The organism is Cupriavidus sp. USMAHM13, from assembly GCF_001854285.1.
GTDB lineage: Bacteria > Pseudomonadota > Gammaproteobacteria > Burkholderiales > Burkholderiaceae > Cupriavidus > Cupriavidus malaysiensis.
In genome coordinates this window covers 1,221,065-1,236,319 of the sequence record NZ_CP017752.1, presented here as the reverse complement: position 1 = coordinate 1,236,319, position 15,255 = coordinate 1,221,065, and the positions used below count along the sequence as shown (strand labels likewise).

At 70.2% G+C, this 15,255-nt stretch carries 16 protein-coding genes and 1 pseudogene; 5 read left to right on the top strand and 12 right to left on the bottom strand.

Annotation, left to right across the window (positions count from 1 at the left end; genetic code table 11):
• Positions 1 to 60: 60 nt before the first annotated feature.
• The 7 genes from BKK81_RS23870 to BKK81_RS23835 all read right to left on the bottom strand — a co-directional run bounded on the left by BKK81_RS23870 (position 61) and on the right by BKK81_RS23835 (position 6,038).
• The gene (locus tag BKK81_RS23870; RefSeq protein ID WP_071018252.1) at positions 61 to 516 is read right to left on the bottom strand and encodes a GFA family protein; all 456 of its coding nucleotides are present in this window, start codon (positions 514 to 516) and stop codon (positions 61 to 63) included.
• Between the two features lie 352 nt (positions 517 to 868).
• Positions 869 to 1,921 (bottom strand): alpha/beta fold hydrolase, encoded by a 1,053-nt coding sequence (locus BKK81_RS23860; protein WP_071018250.1) that lies wholly within the window; start codon positions 1,919 to 1,921, stop codon positions 869 to 871.
• Between the two features lie 241 nt (positions 1,922 to 2,162).
• A complete protein-coding gene (locus BKK81_RS23855) occupies positions 2,163 to 2,717 on the bottom strand; it encodes a thioredoxin family protein (RefSeq protein ID WP_071018248.1) in 555 nt (184 codons plus the stop codon).
• Positions 2,718 to 2,799: 82 nt separating this feature from the next.
• Entirely contained in the window at positions 2,800 to 3,219 is a 420-nt protein-coding gene (locus BKK81_RS23850; RefSeq protein ID WP_071018246.1) for an organic hydroperoxide resistance protein, read from the bottom strand.
• Between the two features lie 69 nt (positions 3,220 to 3,288).
• On the bottom strand, positions 3,289 to 3,621 hold the full coding sequence (locus BKK81_RS23845) for a hydroxyquinol 1,2-dioxygenase (RefSeq protein ID WP_071018244.1): 333 nt from the start codon (positions 3,619 to 3,621) through the stop codon (positions 3,289 to 3,291).
• A gap of 372 nt (positions 3,622 to 3,993) precedes the next feature.
• A complete protein-coding gene (locus tag BKK81_RS23840) occupies positions 3,994 to 5,298 on the bottom strand; it encodes an ATP-binding protein (RefSeq protein ID WP_071018242.1) in 1,305 nt (434 codons plus the stop codon).
• Positions 5,295 to 6,038, bottom strand: coding sequence for a response regulator (locus BKK81_RS23835; protein WP_071018241.1), 744 nt, complete (start codon positions 6,036 to 6,038; stop codon positions 5,295 to 5,297). Before BKK81_RS23835 ends, BKK81_RS23840 begins: the two co-directional genes overlap by 4 nt.
• A 263-nt stretch (positions 6,039 to 6,301) precedes the next feature.
• Here BKK81_RS23835 and BKK81_RS23830 point away from each other — a divergent pair.
• From BKK81_RS23830 to BKK81_RS23820, 3 genes and pseudogenes are all read left to right on the top strand, one after another.
• A pseudogene (locus tag BKK81_RS23830) lies at positions 6,302 to 7,096 on the top strand (cytochrome c biogenesis CcdA family protein); the annotation flags it as partial.
• 64 nt (positions 7,097 to 7,160) lie between these two features.
• Positions 7,161 to 7,547 carry an ArsR/SmtB family transcription factor gene (locus BKK81_RS23825; protein ID WP_071018239.1) on the top strand — a complete coding sequence of 129 codons (387 nt, stop codon included), beginning with the start codon at positions 7,161 to 7,163 and terminating at the stop codon, positions 7,545 to 7,547.
• Positions 7,544 to 8,623: an SRPBCC domain-containing protein gene (locus BKK81_RS23820; RefSeq protein WP_071018237.1), complete on the top strand. Its 1,080-nt coding sequence runs from the start codon at positions 7,544 to 7,546 to the stop codon at positions 8,621 to 8,623. The genes BKK81_RS23825 and BKK81_RS23820 overlap by 4 nt, the downstream gene beginning before the upstream one ends.
• An 85-nt stretch (positions 8,624 to 8,708) precedes the next feature.
• Here BKK81_RS23820 and BKK81_RS34605 read toward each other — a convergent pair whose 3' ends face one another.
• The 3 genes from BKK81_RS34605 to BKK81_RS23805 all read right to left on the bottom strand — a co-directional run bounded on the left by BKK81_RS34605 (position 8,709) and on the right by BKK81_RS23805 (position 11,547).
• A complete protein-coding gene (locus BKK81_RS34605) occupies positions 8,709 to 9,431 on the bottom strand; it encodes a DUF6683 family protein (protein WP_083384391.1) in 723 nt (240 codons plus the stop codon).
• Positions 9,432 to 9,566: 135 nt separating this feature from the next.
• The gene (locus BKK81_RS23810) at positions 9,567 to 9,836 is read right to left on the bottom strand and encodes a hypothetical protein (RefSeq protein WP_071022161.1); all 270 of its coding nucleotides are present in this window, start codon (positions 9,834 to 9,836) and stop codon (positions 9,567 to 9,569) included.
• Between the two features lie 166 nt (positions 9,837 to 10,002).
• Positions 10,003 to 11,547, bottom strand: coding sequence for a DHA2 family efflux MFS transporter permease subunit (locus BKK81_RS23805; protein ID WP_071018235.1), 1,545 nt, complete (start codon positions 11,545 to 11,547; stop codon positions 10,003 to 10,005).
• Positions 11,548 to 11,689: 142 nt separating this feature from the next.
• On the opposite strand from BKK81_RS23805, the gene BKK81_RS23800 reads away from it, so the two are divergent.
• Positions 11,690 to 12,133: a MarR family winged helix-turn-helix transcriptional regulator gene (locus BKK81_RS23800; protein WP_071018233.1), complete on the top strand. Its 444-nt coding sequence runs from the start codon at positions 11,690 to 11,692 to the stop codon at positions 12,131 to 12,133.
• Between the two features lie 51 nt (positions 12,134 to 12,184).
• Here the strand turns inward: BKK81_RS23800 and BKK81_RS23795 are convergent, their stop codons facing one another.
• Positions 12,185 to 13,672, bottom strand: a complete 1,488-nt coding sequence (locus BKK81_RS23795; protein WP_071018231.1) for an SLC13 family permease — start codon at positions 13,670 to 13,672, stop codon at positions 12,185 to 12,187.
• Positions 13,673 to 13,818: 146 nt separating this feature from the next.
• On the opposite strand from BKK81_RS23795, the gene BKK81_RS23790 reads away from it, so the two are divergent.
• Positions 13,819 to 14,697, top strand: a complete 879-nt coding sequence (locus tag BKK81_RS23790) for an AraC family transcriptional regulator (protein ID WP_083384390.1) — start codon at positions 13,819 to 13,821, stop codon at positions 14,695 to 14,697.
• Between the two features lie 31 nt (positions 14,698 to 14,728).
• Here BKK81_RS23790 and BKK81_RS23785 read toward each other — a convergent pair whose 3' ends face one another.
• Positions 14,729 to 15,139, bottom strand: a complete 411-nt coding sequence (locus BKK81_RS23785; RefSeq protein ID WP_071018230.1) for an FKBP-type peptidyl-prolyl cis-trans isomerase — start codon at positions 15,137 to 15,139, stop codon at positions 14,729 to 14,731.
• Positions 15,140 to 15,255: the final 116 nt, after the last annotated feature.

The following is a 15,255-nucleotide window of genomic DNA, read 5'->3' as shown; positions in this document are numbered from 1 at the left end:
GCGGCCGGCGCCGCCCATCCGCGCGAGCGGCGCTACGCTCCGTGCGCCGTCCGGCCAGGCTCAAGCCGTGCCCTGCGCATCCGACGCGGACCGCTCGTACAGGGGCCCATCCCAGCCATCGAGGTACTTCGGCAGGGCGTCTTCCACCTCGATGACGCGCTCGCGATAGAACAGGTGCATGGCCGGCTGCAGCGCCGGCGGCAGCCCGCCGCCGGCGGCGCGTGCCAGCAGCGCGTTGGACAGCACGCGCATGCCCAGGCGGTTGGTGCCGTACAGCGTCTCGCCGCAGGCCGCGCAGAAGGCCCGCGACAGCCGCTTGTGCGGATGCGCGAAGTGCGCCAGCGTGCCGCGCACCAGGCTGACATCGTCGGCCTGCCAGGCCGTGGCCGCCAGCATCGGCGTCCCGTAGAAGTCGCGGCAGGTGCCGCAATGGCAGTTCGCGCGCGCGGCCGGCTGGCCGTCCAGGCGCAGTTCGACGGCACCGCACAGGCAGGCAAGCGATCGGGGAATCGGCATGGACAAGCGTCTCCTTCTTGGGAAATCCGGATGAGTGGGCCGGTCCGCGCATGGACCCGCCGCGGCCCCGGTCCTGACACAAAGTGTCGAGATGCTACACGCTGTCGCCCGGTCGCGCCGGGGCGTGAGTCCGGCATCGCTGGAGCGGCGTCCGCGCCCCGAGCGGGTCACGCCCGGGGCGGCCGATCATCCTGGCTTCCGCTCCGTCTTGTCCTCCCTATCCGCGCGCATCTGGCGCGGCAGGCCATGCCAGGCGCATCGGTGAGCCTGGCCGCCGAGTTCCGATGCGAGCGCCGGGAGTGCCATGGCAAGCAGGACCAGCAATCTGTTCAGCGCCTGCCTCCCGGATGCCTCAGTGCCCGTCGACATCGAGCACCGCCTGCGCAAACGCCGCGGGGGCTTCCTGCGGAAGGTTGTGGCCGATCCCGCCGCGCAGGTCCCGATGTTCGTACCATCCGGCGAACTTGCTGGCGTAGGCACTGGGCACGGGGTGCGGCGCGCCATTGGCGTCGCCTTCCATGGTGATGGTCGGCACACCGATGACGGGCGCGCTGGCGAGCCGCTTTTCGATCTCGTCGAACCTGGCTTCCCCGCTGACCAGCCCCTGCCGCCAGCGGTAGTTGTGCACGGTGATGTCCACGTGGTCAGGATTGTCGAAGGCGGCCGCGCTGCGCTCGAACGTGGCATCGTCGAACTTCCATGCCGGCGACGCCAGTTGCCAGATCAGCCTGGCGAACTGGTGCGTGTACTTCTGGTAGCCGGCGCGGCCGCGCTCCGTGGCGAAGTAGAACTGGTACCACCACTGGAGCTCGGCTTCGGGCGGCAGCGGCTGCTTGCCGGCGGCCTGGCTGCCGATCAGGTAGCCGCTCACGGAGACCAGCCCCCTGCAGCGCTCCGGCCACAAGGCGGCCATGATGTCGGCGGTGCGCGCGCCCCAGTCGAAGCCGGCCACCACGGCATCCTGGATATGGAGCGCGTCCATCAGCGCAATCATGTCCGCGGCGATGGCCGATGGCTGGCCGTTGCGCATGGTGTCGGCGGCCAGGAAGGTCGTCGATCCATAGCCGCGCAGGTAGGGAACGATCACTCGATAGCCGCGCGCCGCCAAGCGGGGCGCGACCTCGGCAAAGCTGTGGATGTCATAAGGCCAGCCGTGCAGCAGCAGCGCCACGGGCCCGTCGGCCGGGCCGGCCTCGGCATAGCCGACGTTGAGCACCCCGGCGTGGATATGCTTGATCGGTGCGAAGGCCGCCTGGGCGGCCGGCGCGACCGAGGGCAGGGCCCTTGCTTGCGCCGGACCGCCCTGGGCCCGGGCAGCCTGCGACAGGCCAAGCTGTGCCGCGGCCAGCGCCGCCGCCGCTGCGCCCAGAAAGCCCCGGCGAGGCATATTGACGTTCTCGGACATATTTCGCTCCTGTGTGTGTGATCAACCTGGGCACGAGTCTAGGAGGCCATCGCAAGCGCCATGTGTCGGGCCCCGGGGAGATTTGTATCGCCCGATGGATACGCGCGGCTGCCATACACGCAGATACAAAGCGGCGCGGCCAGGCCGGGCTGTGCGGCAATCATCGCCAAGCGTGACGAAGGCGGCGCAAGGCATCCGCGTTGCCGGAATGCCGGTGTCCTGCGTATCCATCAACGGGAAGCTAGCGCGCCGTCCCGGCCTTGCCCGCCGCCAGCAGCTTCTGGATCGCGGCTTCCGTTTCCTGGTACTGTCCCTCGCCATCGTGCCGATAGACGATGCGGCCGCTGGCATCGATCAGGTAGGTGGCGGGCCAGTACTGGTTGCGGTATGCCGACCAGGTCCCGTACCGATTGTCCTGCGCCACCGGATAGCGGATATCGAAGCGCTTGAGCGCGGCCTGCACATTGGCCGTCGATTTCTCGAACGGGAACTCGGGCGTGTGCACGCCCACCACCACCAGGCCCTGGTCCTTGTACTTCTCGTACCACTGCTTCACGTGCGGCAAGGTGTTGACGCAGTTGACGCACGCGTACGTCCAGAACTCGACCAGCACCACCTTGCCGCGCAGCTGCTGCATCGTCAGCGGCGCGGAGTTCAGCCAGTGCTCGATGTTCGCGAATTCCGATGCCTGGGCCTGCTCGGCCAGCGTGGGGCTCTCAGCGGCGGCACCTGTGCCGAAGGTATAGATGGCGGCAATGCCGGAAGCCGCCAGAAGAGCGCGGATGAGAAGGCGCATGGTTCAGGACTCAGCAGAAAATGCAGAAAATGGCGTCGGAGGGAATGCCCCTGGTCCGGCATGCCGGACCAGGGGACAGGGATCAGACCAGCACGGTCTCGATGTGGATGTTGCCGTGCAGCGCCTTCGAGTACGGACAGGTGCGGTGCGCGGAGTCCACCAGCGCCCGGGCCACTTCGCGCTCGATGCCGGGGAGGTGTACGCGCAGCCGTGCCTGCAGGAGGTACTCGATACCTGCCGTGCCCAGGTCCACTTCCGCATCCACCGACAGGTCTTCCGGCAGCTTGATCTTCTGCTTGCCTGCAGCCAGTCCGATGGCACCGATGAAGCAGGCGGACCAGCCGGCGGCCAGCAGCTGTTCCGGGTTGGTGCCGTGCCCCTTGCTGCCAGGCGAGGACAGCGCGATGTCGAGCCTGCCGTCGTCGCTGCGCGCCGAGCCGTCGCGGCCGCCGGAAGTGATGTGGACCTTGCCGGTATAGAGGACTTTTTCAATGCGGGTCATGGTGTTTTCCTTCTTGCGTTCAACAGGTATTCAGCGTCGGATTGCCGAGAGTTGAGAGACGTCCCGTGCTCAGGCGTAGGCGCCATCGAGATAGGGGTCGGCCGCGCGGGCCGGCTCGGCCGATACCCCGGTGCGGTCCATGCCCGCCACGGTGCGCGCGCCGTCGCCGTAGGCATTCACGTTGCGCGCGCCGTCGACGTACGGGCTGCGCTGGTCCTGCACGGCACGGGCACCCTCGCTGAACACGTCGCGGGAATCCTGGGCGGCGCGGGCGCCATCCGCGTACGGGCTGCGGGCACCGAGGACGGATGCCTGTGCGCCGGCGGCGGCAGTGGCGGCGGCGGTGGCGGCGACGACGAGGGAGGCAGCGAGAACGAGGCGCTTGGCGAAGTTGTTGGACATGATGGTTTTCCTTTGCATTGAATGCGGTTGCGTGGTTCGTGGCCTGGATTGCCGGCAGGTAAGTCGAAGCAGCGTTTTCGCTTTGTCCCTTGTGCGTTGCGCTGCCACGGAACGTATTTAAGGCGCCCCACGTATCGCGCCCGTAGCAGGATCGGGGCCCTTGTGTCTGGCCACGTATCGGTGCGACGCCTCGATACAAAGGCATACAAAAAGGCGGGGAGAAGCGGCGCGGCGTCAGGAGAACCGGGGAAGACGGCGGAGCGCCGTGTGCGCGGGAGGAGCGCTGAAACGACATGGCCGCGCCAGAAATCGGCGCGGCCATGGGAGGCGCGGCGAGGACGGGACCGCGCCGGCCGGAGGGGGGGCGGGCGGTCAGCCGATGCGGATCTCGGCCACCAGGCCACCGCCCTCGCGATTGCGCAGCTTCAGCGAGCCGCCCATGGCCAAGGCCAGCTGGTGAGCGATGGCCAGGCCCAGCCCTGTGCCGCCGGTTTCGCGATTGCGCGACGCCTCCAGCCTGACGAAGGGCTGCAGTACAGCCTCCAGCTTGTCTTCGGGGATGCCGCCGCCACGGTCCATCACCGCGATGATCACCACGTCCCGATCGCGGCGCACGCTCAGCTCGGCGGCTCCGCCGCCGTACTTGATGGCGTTGTCGACCAGGTTGGTCAGCACGCGCCGCAGCGTATTGGGCCGCGTCACGAGCGCTCCGCCGGCGTTCTCCACGAGTGACACGGCCTTGCCGGTGTCCTGGTAGTCGTAGACCAGGCTCTCGACCAGGGAGCCGAGGTCGATCCGCGACGCCTTCTCGCCCTCGCCGCCCGCGGTGCGCGCGTACGCCAGCCCTTCCTGAACCAGTGTCTGGATCTCGCCCAGGTCGCTCATCATCTTGCGCCGCTCCTCGGAATCCTCGGCCATCTCGGCGCGCAGCTTCATCCGCGTGATAGGTGTCTGCAAATCGTGGGAGATGGCCGCCAGGATCTGCACGCGCTCGGCGACGAATTGCGCGATACGGTCGCTCAGGGCATTGAAGGCCCGCGCCGCGCGCGCCAGCTCGATCGGTCCGTTTTCGTCGAGCGGCGGCGATTTCGCATTCGGGTTGAGCGTGTCGGCGGCATCGGCCAGGGCCACCAGCGGGCGGATGGCCAGCCGCACGGCGAACCAGCAGCACACGATCAGCAGCAGCAACTGCAGTACCAGCACATAGGGCAGCCACTGTGCGATCGGCGTCATGCGCGGATGCACGTCGATGGTCAGCGGGCTGCCATCGCTCAGGGTCAGGTGGGCCTGCACGCGCTTGCCGTCGCCGGGAATCGATTGCACGATCACGGGAAACCGGCCGCCGCTGGCATCCATGATGCGCTGTGCGATGTCCTTGCCGCGCTGGGTCATTTCGGGTACGCCCGGCAAGCCCGGCCCCAGGATGTACTGGTAGTTGCCACGGTTCACGCGCGGCAGCCATTGCGGCCGCTCCGCCGCGGGCAAGCGGTCGAGGATGGCCACCGATGTGGCCACGTCTGTTTCCAGCGTGCCGAGCATCACCTGTCGCGCCGAAATATAGCGTTCCGCGAACAGTACCGCGAACGACAGCAGATGGGCGACGATGATGCCCGCCAGCAGGACCAGGAACAGCCGTGCTCCCAGCGTGCGTGGCCAGCGCCAGCGGCGCGTGTTCACTGGCGCGCCTCCTTGATCTCCACCGGCATCGAGAATACGTAACCCTCGCTGCGCACGGTCTTGATATAGGCCGGCTCGCGCGCATCGTCGTTCAGGCGTTGGCGCAGGCGGCTGACCAGCAGGTCGACCGAGCGCTCGAAGATGTCCGCTTCGCGGCCTTGTGTCAGGTTGAGCAACTGGTCGCGGTTGAGTACGCGTTGCGGATGATCGACGAACACGCGCAGCAGCCGGTATTCCGCTCCGCTCAGCGAGGCGATGGTGCCTTCGCGGTCGATCAGGTGGCGCGCGGTGGTGTCCAGCTGCCAGTCGCCGAAGGCCAGGAGCTGGCCCGCCTCGGTGATCTGCAGGTTGGGCGGCAGCATGCGCGTGCGGCGCAGCACGGCCTTGATGCGCGCCAGCAGCTCGCGCGCGGCGAAAGGCTTGGTCAGGTAGTCGTCGGCGCCCATTTCCAGGCCGACGATACGATCGGTCTCGTCATCGCGCGCGGTCAGCATCAGGATGGGCGTGGCCTTGTGCTTGCCGGCGCGCAGTTCGCGGCACAGTACCAGGCCGTCGTCGCCGGGCATCATGATGTCCAGCACGATCAGGTCCACGGTGCTGGCCTCCAGGAACTGGCGCATATGGCGTCCGTCGGGCGCCATGGTCACGCGCAGGCCATTCTTGGTCAGGTAGGTCGAGACAAGCTCGCGGATTTCCCGGTCGTCATCGACGATCAGGACGTGGTCTACATGCGTATCCATCGGTGTCACCCCTGGAGAATGATCTGGAATGGTCTCGGCCGGGAAAGTGGACGATCCGTCTGTTGGCGAGTCTGTTGGCGAGTCTGTTGGCGAGATTGTATGGGCGTCGGAGTGCTTCCGTGTATCGCAATGTATCTGGCCGCACCAGGCCCACAAAGCGGTACAACTTCCCGGGCTTGACGACACATTGATGGTAGATGCGGGGCGCCCAATCGGAGGCATGCCAGAACCTTGGCCAGCCTGTTGACAAAAGGAACCCGATCATGATCCTGCCGATCCTCGCCTACCTGGGCGGCGCACTCACTATCCTGAGTCCCTGCATCCTGCCCGTGCTTCCCTTCGTGCTCAGCCGCAGCGGCCAGCCATTCCTGCGCGGCCCGCTGCCGATGCTGGCCGGCATGGCGCTCACCTTTGCCGCCGTGGCCACGCTGGCATCGGTTGGCGGCGCGTGGGCCGTGCGCGCCAATGCGTATGGCCGCTACGGCGCGCTGGCGCTGCTGGCGCTGTTCGGCCTGTCGCTGCTGGTGCCGAGACTGGCCGACGTGCTGACGCGCCCGGTGGTGGCGCTGGGCAACCGTCTGGCCGGCGACGGCAGCCGCGCGGCGTCCTCGCCCTGGGCGTCGCTGCTGCTGGGTGCGGCCACGGGCATGCTGTGGGCGCCGTGCGCAGGCCCGATCCTCGGCATCGTGCTGACCACCGCCGCGCTGCAAGGCGCCAGCGTGCAGAGCTCCCTGCTGCTGGTCGCTTATGCGGCGGGCGCGGCGACATCGCTGGCAGCGGCGCTGGGCATCGGCGCTTATGTGTTCGCGGCGATGAAGCGCTCGATCGGCGCCGGCGCATGGCTGCGCCGCGGACTGGGCGTGAGCGTGCTGGGCGGCGTGGCAGCCATCGCCGCCTGCGCGGACGCTGGACTGCTGGCCCGCGTGTCCACGGGCAGCCCGGCGCGGCTGGAACAGGCGCTGGTCGATCGGCTGCACGGACCGAAGCCCGCCATGCGCGCCGCCGGCGCCGCCGGCGCTGCCCGGTCCGCCACCGCGCCGATGATGCCGGCGGCCGCCAGGCAGCGCACGGCGGCCGCATCGCCCCCTTGACTTTCATTTAACCAACAAGTTAAATGAGAACATGCCTTCTCCCGATGACACCCTCTCGATCGTCTTCGCCGCCCTGGCCGATCCCACGCGGCGCGCCATCCTGGCGCGCCTGGCCGAAGGCGGGGCGCCCGTGACCGAGCTGGCGCGGCCGTTCGCAATGTCCGCGCCGGCCGTCTCCAAGCACCTGCGCGTGCTGGCCGAGGCCGGCCTGATCGAGCGGGAAGTGAACGCGCGCTGGCGCATCTGCCACCTGCGCGCGGAGGCGCTGCGCGGCGTGCATGACTGGCTCGACAGCTACCGCCGCCACTGGGAAGGCAATCTCGACCGGCTTGTCGAGTATGTCGAAGGAACCAGCGCGGCGGGCCCCGCCACAGGCGGCCGCGCGACCGCCAACAAGACGCGAGGAAACAAGCCATGACCCAAGCCGCCACGTTTTCCCTGGAAATGGAGCGCTTCATCCGCGCCCCCCGCGAGAGAGTCTTCGATGCCTTCACCGACCAGGACGCCCTGGCCGCCTGGCACTGCCCGCGCGGCCTGCGCGTGCTGGAGGCGAGCGCCGACGCGCGCGTGGGCGGGCGCTACCGCATCGTGATGGGCGAGCGCGACGGCGCGCGGCACACGGTCGCCGGCGAGTACCAGGCGGTCGACCGTGCCGACTTCCTGGCCTACACCTGGACCTGGGAGGACGGACCGCTGCCGGCCGGCGTGAAGACGCTGATCGAGGTGACGCTGACCAGCGCCGAGGGCGGCACGCACCTGCGTATGCGGCACAGCGGCTTCCCCGAGCAGGGCGAGCGCGATTCGCATGCGAGCGGCTGGCGCTCCGTGTTCAACCGGCTCAGCGACTACCTGGACCCCGCCGGCAGCGCCGGCACGGTCACCGTGCTGGGCGATCCGCGCAGCAGCTTCTGCCGCACGGTACGCATGGCACTGGCCGAAAAAGGCGTCGCCTACACCCTGCAGCCGGTGCCACCGCAAACGCCCGAGATCCTGGCGCACAACCCCTTCGGCCGCATCCCGGTGTTCCTTGACGGCCCCATCTCGCTCTACGAGACGCGCGCCATCCTGGGCTACATCGAGGAAGCGTTCGAGGGCCCGAGCCTGCAGGCCCACGGCGTCACCGCGCGGGCACGGGACGAGCAATGGGTCAGCGTGATCGCCTGCCACGCCTACGACGCCATGGTGCGCCGCTACGTGCTGCAGTACGTCTTCCCCAAGGGCGCCGGCGGACAGCCGGACCGCGGTGTGATCGAAGCCGCGCTGCCCGACATCGACCGGCACCTGGCCGCGCTGGAGCAGGCCTATGGCGAAGGCCTCTACCTGGGCGGCAGCCGCGCGGCGATGGCCGACCTGTACCTGGCGCCCATCGTGGCCTGCCTGGGCATGTTCGCGGAAGGCGCGGCGCTGCTGGAGAAGTACCCGGCGGTGCGGCGCGGGCACGGCGCGATGCGCGAGCGACCCAGTTTCGCCGCCACCGAACCGAAGCTTGCATAAGGTCGCATAAGGCATCCGCCGGCGCCACGGGGCGGCGCCTCGGCGATCCGAAGCCGCGCGACTTGCGCGGCGTGAAACGCGGTGACTAGCGCGGCGTGAAACCGCTGTCGTCCAGCAGCACGCCGCCCAGGTCGACCCCGGCGAGGTTGCGCGCGGTCTTGCGCACGCCCTCGCGCAGCTCCGCCAGCGCCACCGGGTTGCCGGCCTGCGCCAGTTCGCGCTGCGCGGCCACCGCCACCATGGCCAGGTAGCCCAGGGTCTCGGCCACGGTCTGCTTGTCGGCATCCGGCAGCGCGCGCATGCGGGCGTTGGCGGCGAAGGCCTGCCGCACCGCATCGCGCACGGCCTGCACGCCGTCCGCTGCCTGCATGGCGTCCGCGGCGTTGACCACCTCCCAGGACAACACGAGGTAGGCCGTGAAGACGTCGGCCAGGTTGCGGCTGTCGTAGCCCTGCTGGCGCAGCAGCGCGTCGAACTGGCCGAGCGGATCCGCCTGGTCCAGCCGGTGCGCGATCAGCGGCCGCCGGGCGGCGTCGCCCTGGGTGAAGAAGCCGGTCAGGCGCGCCACCACACGCTCGTGCACGCCGGTGTCCGGCCGGTAGCTGAGCTGGGCCACGGCGGCGGCCGGAGCCGGGGCGGCAGCGGCACGCGCCGGCTTCGCGCTGCCGGCCACGGCGTCGGCGGCGGCCCGGATACCGCTTACCGGTACGCCGAGGTAGGTGTCATCGCCGCCCGCGCCATCGCCCATCGACGGATGGGCCACGGCGCATGCGGCCACGCCGAGCCACGCGGCGATGGTTGCCGCCATCCTGCACCTGCTCATTTTCCCTCCCTGGGAACGGATGCCCGTATGAGTGGCCGTATGGGTGCCCGTAGGCTGCCCGCATGGGTACCTGTATCGATCCCTGGAGCCCTGCCATGCAGGCCGGGCAGCCCGGCGGCGTCAGCCGCCCGACGGCGGGCCGGCGAACACGCCATCCTCGAGATCGCGGCGCCAGCGTGCCAGCCAGCCGGGATCGAAGCCGATCGGGTATTCGCGCCGGAACCCGGTGGAGCGGCGCATGACCGCGGCGAAGCCGCGCTGGCCTTCGATCTCGTCTCCCTTGGGATCGGTGGTATCGGCGCACTCCAGCACAAAATCCGATTCAGGCAGGCCATGGCGCCGCAGCAACTCGATGAAGATCCGGCGCTCGGCCGTCTCGATCAGTTCCATGTTCGCCTCCTGCGCAGCGCCGCGCGGACCTGCGCCACGCGGGCAGGCGCCGGCGCGCGCGGCCGCCGCCTGCCCATCCATAGTAGGCGGCAAACAAGACGGCGCCAGCTTCATTGCATATGGCGGAACACCAAGGTCCGCCGCGCCGGCCGCCTGCGGCCTGGCGTCAGTCCATCGCCGCGTGGGCGGTGGAGGCGTCCTGCGCCGCATGGCGCGTCGGCCGGATCAGCAGGATCAGCGGCGCCACCAGCAGCGTGGCCACCAGCATCACCTTGAAGTCGTCGAGGTAGGCGATCATCGCGGCCTGCTGGTTCACCACCTGGTTGAGCACGGCCAGCTCGCGCGCGCCGCCACCGCCAGCCAGCATCGATTGCGCGGCGGGGTTGAAGACGCTGACGTGCGCGGCCAGGTCGGCGTGCGCCACCTGGGTATTGCGCGTCAGCAGGGTCTGGATCAGCGAGATGCCGATACTGCTGCCGATGTTGCGCATCAGGCTGTAGGTGGCGGTACCGTCGGCGCGCAGGGCCGGGGCCAGCGTGGAGAAGGTCAGCGCGCTCAGCGGCACGAACACCAGCCCCAGGCCGAAGCCCTGGACGATGCCGGGCCAGACGATGTCGGCCGGCGACAGCACGATGGTGTACTGCATCATCTGCCACAGCGCGAAAGCCGAGATGGCGAAACCCGCGGCCAGCAGCGCGCGCGCGTCGATCCAGCGCAGCAGGCGCCCGGCCAGCAGCATGGCGACCATGGTGCCGGCGCCGCTCGGCGCGGTGACCAGCCCGGTGGTGGCCACGGGATAGCCCATCAGGTTCTGCAGCATCGGCGGCAGCAGCGCGCGCGTCGCGTACATCACCGCGCCGATGACGAAGATGAAGCAGGCGCCGGTGGTGAAGTTGCGGTCCTTCAGCAGCTCGTAGCGGAAGAAGGAACGCGGGCCGGCCGTGGCCGTGTGCACCAGGAAGTAGGCGAAGCTGAGCGCGGCGATCAGCGCCTCGACGCGGATCTCCAGCGAGCCGAACCAGTCGAGCTGCTCGCCGCGGTCGAGCATGGCCTGGAAGGCGCCGATGGCCAGGCTCAGCGTGACGAAGCCGAAGGCATCGAAGCGCATGCTGCGGGTCGGATCGCGCCGCGGCAGGTAGGTCATCACGCCGAACATGGCGAAGGAACCGATCGGCACGTTGATGAAGAACACCCAGCGCCAGTTGTAGCTGTCGGTCAGCCAGCCGCCCAGCGTCGGCCCGAGGATGGGGCCGACCATCACGCCCATGCCCCACACCGCCATGGCCTGGCCCTGGCGCTCGCGCGGGTTGATGTCGAGCAGGATCGACTGCGACAGCGGCACCAGCGAGGCGCCGAAGATGCCCTGCAGCAACCGCGAGGCGACGATCTGCGTGAGCGTCTCGGACAGGCCGCACAGCGCCGAGGCCACCGTGAAGCCGGCGATGGCGATGCCCAGCAGGCGCTTGACGCCGAGCCGGTCCGACAGCCAGCCGGTCAGCGGCGTGGCGATCGCCGCCGCCACGATATAGGAGGTCAGCACCCAGGTGATCTCGTCCTGCGAGGCCGACAAGGTCCCCTGCATGTGCGGCAGCGCCACGTTGGCGATGGTGCTGTCCAGCGTCTGGATCAGCGTGGCCAGCATGATCGACAGCGTGATCATGCGGCGGTTGAGCGGCGCCTCGGGATGCGCCGCCGTGGCCGTGGAAGACATGGGGGGGGTCCGGCGGGAAGGTGAAGGTGCAGGCCTTAATAATAAGCAGGCTTATTATACGCGCAAGCCGGGACCGGGCAAGGCAGGCTCCCCCCGGGCCGGCGATCGGGCCCGCCCTGCCCGCCCTCCCTATAATCACGCGATGGAAACGAAACTCGAAAAGCGCTTTGGCTTCCTCGTCGCCGACGTCGGCCGGCTGTCCGGGCGGCGCTTCGACCAGCTGGCGCGCGCCTCGCTCGACCTGACGCGGGCCCAGTGCCGCGTGCTGGCCTACCTGTCGCACTACGGCGAAGTCAACCAGGCCCGCCTGGCCGACCTGCTCGAGGTCGCGCCGATCTCGGCGGCCCGCCTGCTCGACCGCATGGAGGAAGGCGGCTGGATCGAACGCCGCCACAATCCCGCCGACCGCCGCGAGCGCGTGCTGCGCATGACGCACAAGGCCGAGCTGTCGCTGGACAGTGCGCGGCGCCTCGGCGACGCCGTCACCGACGAGGCCCTGGCCGGCTTCAGCCACGCCGAGCGCGAGCAGCTGATGGGCCTGCTGCAGCGCGTGCGCGCCAACCTGTGCGGGGCGGACGAGCCCTGACCCCCGCCCGCCTTTCCCCTGTCTTGCGCACCGCCAGCCGGCGCACCGGCCTCAGTGCAGGTAGCCCAGCACGCGCCACCACAGGTAATCCAGCGGCAGCAGCACCAGCACCGTGATGCCCGCCAGCGCCAGGCACAGGCGCGTACCATGGCGCAGGCCGACGCCGCCCAGTTGCATGGCGATCATGATCGGCGGCGACTGGTAGGGCAGGATCACCGTCGAGAACACCGGCACCTGCAGCATCAGCACCGTCTCCAGCGACAGCCCGCTGGCGGCGGCCAGCTCGCGCGCCAGCGGCGTCATCACCGCCGGCAGGCCCGGCAGCGTGGTCATCAGGCCCAGCCCCGCGCCCACCGCGCCGATGGCCGCCGCATTGGCGGCGTCGTGGCCCGGCGCCAGCGGCAGCCAGCGCAGCAGCGCCGCGCTCACGGCGCTGCCCAGGCCGCTCGACTCGACCACGGCGCCCAGGCCGAGAAAGCCCGCCACGTACAGCAGCGGCGGCAGGTGCACCTGCTCGGCCAGTGCGCGCGGCGACACCAGTCCCACGCCTGGCAGCAGGCAGACGATGCAGGCCGCCAGCGAGATCCAGGCCGGCGAGATGCCGTGCAGCGCATCGGTGGCGAAACCGGCCACGGCCAGCGCCAGCACGATGGCCAGCCGGGTCTCCGCGCGGCTCATCGGCGTGCGCGCGCCTTCCGACTGCGCCAGCAGCGAGCCCTGGTGCGGAAACAGCCGGCACACCAGCCACACCAGCACCACCGTCTTGAGCAAACCCAGCACGGGAAAATGCAGCAGCAGGTAGGCGCCGTAGCTGAGGTTGATGCCGTACAGCGAACTGGCCGCGCCCAGCAGCACGCTGTTGGGGATGTTGGCGGGCAGGATGGTGGTCGGCGGCATGTAGCTGGCCGCGGCCACCGTCAGCACCATGCCGATGCGGCCGTTGGAGCCGGGCGCGAAGCCGAGGCGGTCGGCCACCGCCAGCACGATGGGCATCAGCAGCAGCACGCGCCCGGTGGTCGACGGCATCAGGAAGGCAAGCCCGACCGCGCTCACCGCGATGGTGGCGATCAACTGGCGGTAGCCGGCCAGGCGCCGGCCGAACACCACATCCGCCAGCCGCTGCGCCAGGCCGGTGCCGCGCAGCGCCACGCCGGTGGCGGCGCCGCCGAACATCAGCCACCACGCCGGCGAGGCGAAGCCGGAGAACACCACCTGGGCCGGCGCCACGTGGAACAGGATGGCGCACAGGAAGAACAGCAGGGTCGCGGTCGGCTCCGGCAGCACGCCGAGCGCCCAGCAGCAGACGGTGGAGAGCACCAGCGCGGCCGCCCAGACCAGGGGCGCGGCGGCGCCGGCCAGGCTGCCGCCGGCCCAGGCGATGACCACGCACAGGCCGATCACGCCGGCCGCGCGCAGCGTGTCGGCCGCGCCGCCGCCGGCCGGTGGCGGGCGCAGCGGAGCCGAGGGAGCCGGGTGAGCGGAGGGAGCGGTGGGTGTTGCGGAAGGCGGCGCGGCGGTGGCGTCGATCGGGGTGGCCATGGTCGGATCTCCTGTACGGCCCCGGCCGTCCTGCCCGCGCCCCGCTGGCGGCGGCTTCCCGACGGCGGGTGCCAAGCTGATGCACGTGATCCTAGAGCCGCGCGCGATGGCCGGGTTACACTTACCGGGCAATTTCTTACGAATTCATGCCATCCCCCGCCACCCCCTCGCCAGCGGCCGCGCGCAAGCCGCGCCCCGGCTACGCACCGACCTCGCGCGAGCATCCCAGCGCCGCGCAACCGGTGGTCGCCTACCTGCGCGAGCCGCCGCCCAATGCGGTGATCCAGCGGCACCGCCACCCCTGGGCCCAGGTCTCCTTCCCGCTGCACGGCAGCCTGCGCGTGCAGGCCGCGCACTGCGCCTGGGTGGTGCCGCCGATGCGGGCGGTGTGGATCCCGCCCGGCGTGGAGCATGAGGTGACGGTGCTGGGCGACGTGGATTTCTATGCCTGCTATATCGCGCCGCAGGCCTGTACCTTGCCGGCCGGCGCCTGCGCCGTACTGGAAGTGTCGCCGCTGCTGCGGGAACTGGTACGGGCACTGGCCCGGGACGGGCACCTGGCGGGGCGCCGCGGCGAACTGGCCGCTACGCTGCTGCTGGAAGAACTGGCCGCCGCACCGACCCTCTCGCTGGGCCTGGCCCTGCCCGCCGACCGCCGCCTGAAGGCGCTGTGCGATGCCTTGATGGAAGACCCGGGCTCGGCGCTCAGCCTGGCGCAATGGGCCACCCGCACGGGTGCCAGCGAGCGCACGCTGGCGCGGCTGTTCCGGGAGGAACTGCACATCAGCTTCGGCGCCTGGCGCCAGCAGCTGCGGCTGGCGCACGCGATCGACCTGATGAGCCGCGGCAGGCCGCTCGGCCGCGTTGCGGCCGAGACCGGCTACGCCAACGCCAGCGCCTTCTCCACCATGTTCCGGCGCGCGCTGGGCCAGGCGCCGCGCGACTTCATGGCAAGCCGGCAGGCCGACGACACCGGTGGGGCCGGTGGGACCGCCGAGGCCGCCGAGGCCGGGCCAGGCGCGTAGCCCGGCGGCCGCGCGCCGGGCCGGCCGGGGCTCAGCCGCCGATGCCCAGCAGCTCGACCTCGAAGTTCAGCGTGGCATTGGGCGGGATGGTGCCCGGCACACCGCGCGCGCCATAGGCGGTGGCCGGCGGGCAGACCAGCTTGGCCTTGCCGCCTACCTGCATCTTCTGCACGCCTTCGGTCCAGCACGGGATCACGCGGTTCAGCGGGAAGGAAATCGGCTGGCCGCGCTTGTAGGAGCTGTCGAACTCGGTGCCGTCCGGCAGCGTGCCGCGGTAGTGCACCTTGACCGAGTCGGTGGCCTTGGGGGAGGCCCCGCTGCCCTTGACCAGGGTCTGGATGGTCACGCCCGAAGGCAGGGTCTCGACCGGCGCGGCAGGCGCGGCGGCGTGTGCGGCAACGGACAGCGAAGCGGTGCAGATCAGCAGCGAAAGACGTTTCATGGCGATTCGGCGTTGTGGATGGAATGACAGCCGGTGCGCGGCATGCGGCATGAGACTCAGGCTGCGCCGGCCGGCTGGCCAGCCGGCAGTGTACTCGACCGCGCGCGGCGCTTTGC

What these genes read in the sequence shown, in the direction of transcription:
- BKK81_RS23870 (WP_071018252.1), bottom strand. Translation starts at nt 516, where the DNA reads ATGCCGATTCCCCGATCGCTTGCCTGCCTGTGCGGTGCCGTCGAACTG.
- BKK81_RS23860 (WP_071018250.1), bottom strand. Translation starts at nt 1,921, where the DNA reads ATGTCCGAGAACGTCAATATGCCTCGCCGGGGCTTTCTGGGCGCAGCG.
- BKK81_RS23855 (WP_071018248.1), bottom strand. Translation starts at nt 2,717, where the DNA reads ATGCGCCTTCTCATCCGCGCTCTTCTGGCGGCTTCCGGCATTGCCGCC.
- BKK81_RS23850 (WP_071018246.1), bottom strand. Translation starts at nt 3,219, where the DNA reads ATGACCCGCATTGAAAAAGTCCTCTATACCGGCAAGGTCCACATCACT.
- BKK81_RS23845 (WP_071018244.1), bottom strand. Translation starts at nt 3,621, where the DNA reads ATGTCCAACAACTTCGCCAAGCGCCTCGTTCTCGCTGCCTCCCTCGTC.
- BKK81_RS23835 (WP_071018241.1), bottom strand. Translation starts at nt 6,038, where the DNA reads ATGGATACGCATGTAGACCACGTCCTGATCGTCGATGACGACCGGGAA.
- BKK81_RS23825 (WP_071018239.1), top strand. Translation starts at nt 7,161, where the DNA reads ATGCCTTCTCCCGATGACACCCTCTCGATCGTCTTCGCCGCCCTGGCC.
- BKK81_RS23820 (WP_071018237.1), top strand. Translation starts at nt 7,544, where the DNA reads ATGACCCAAGCCGCCACGTTTTCCCTGGAAATGGAGCGCTTCATCCGC.
- BKK81_RS34605 (WP_083384391.1), bottom strand. Translation starts at nt 9,431, where the DNA reads ATGGCGGCAACCATCGCCGCGTGGCTCGGCGTGGCCGCATGCGCCGTG.
- BKK81_RS23810 (WP_071022161.1), bottom strand. Translation starts at nt 9,836, where the DNA reads ATGGAACTGATCGAGACGGCCGAGCGCCGGATCTTCATCGAGTTGCTG.
- BKK81_RS23805 (WP_071018235.1), bottom strand. Translation starts at nt 11,547, where the DNA reads ATGTCTTCCACGGCCACGGCGGCGCATCCCGAGGCGCCGCTCAACCGC.
- BKK81_RS23800 (WP_071018233.1), top strand. Translation starts at nt 11,690, where the DNA reads ATGGAAACGAAACTCGAAAAGCGCTTTGGCTTCCTCGTCGCCGACGTC.
- BKK81_RS23795 (WP_071018231.1), bottom strand. Translation starts at nt 13,672, where the DNA reads ATGGCCACCCCGATCGACGCCACCGCCGCGCCGCCTTCCGCAACACCC.
- BKK81_RS23790 (WP_083384390.1), top strand. Translation starts at nt 13,819, where the DNA reads ATGCCATCCCCCGCCACCCCCTCGCCAGCGGCCGCGCGCAAGCCGCGC.
- BKK81_RS23785 (WP_071018230.1), bottom strand. Translation starts at nt 15,139, where the DNA reads ATGAAACGTCTTTCGCTGCTGATCTGCACCGCTTCGCTGTCCGTTGCC.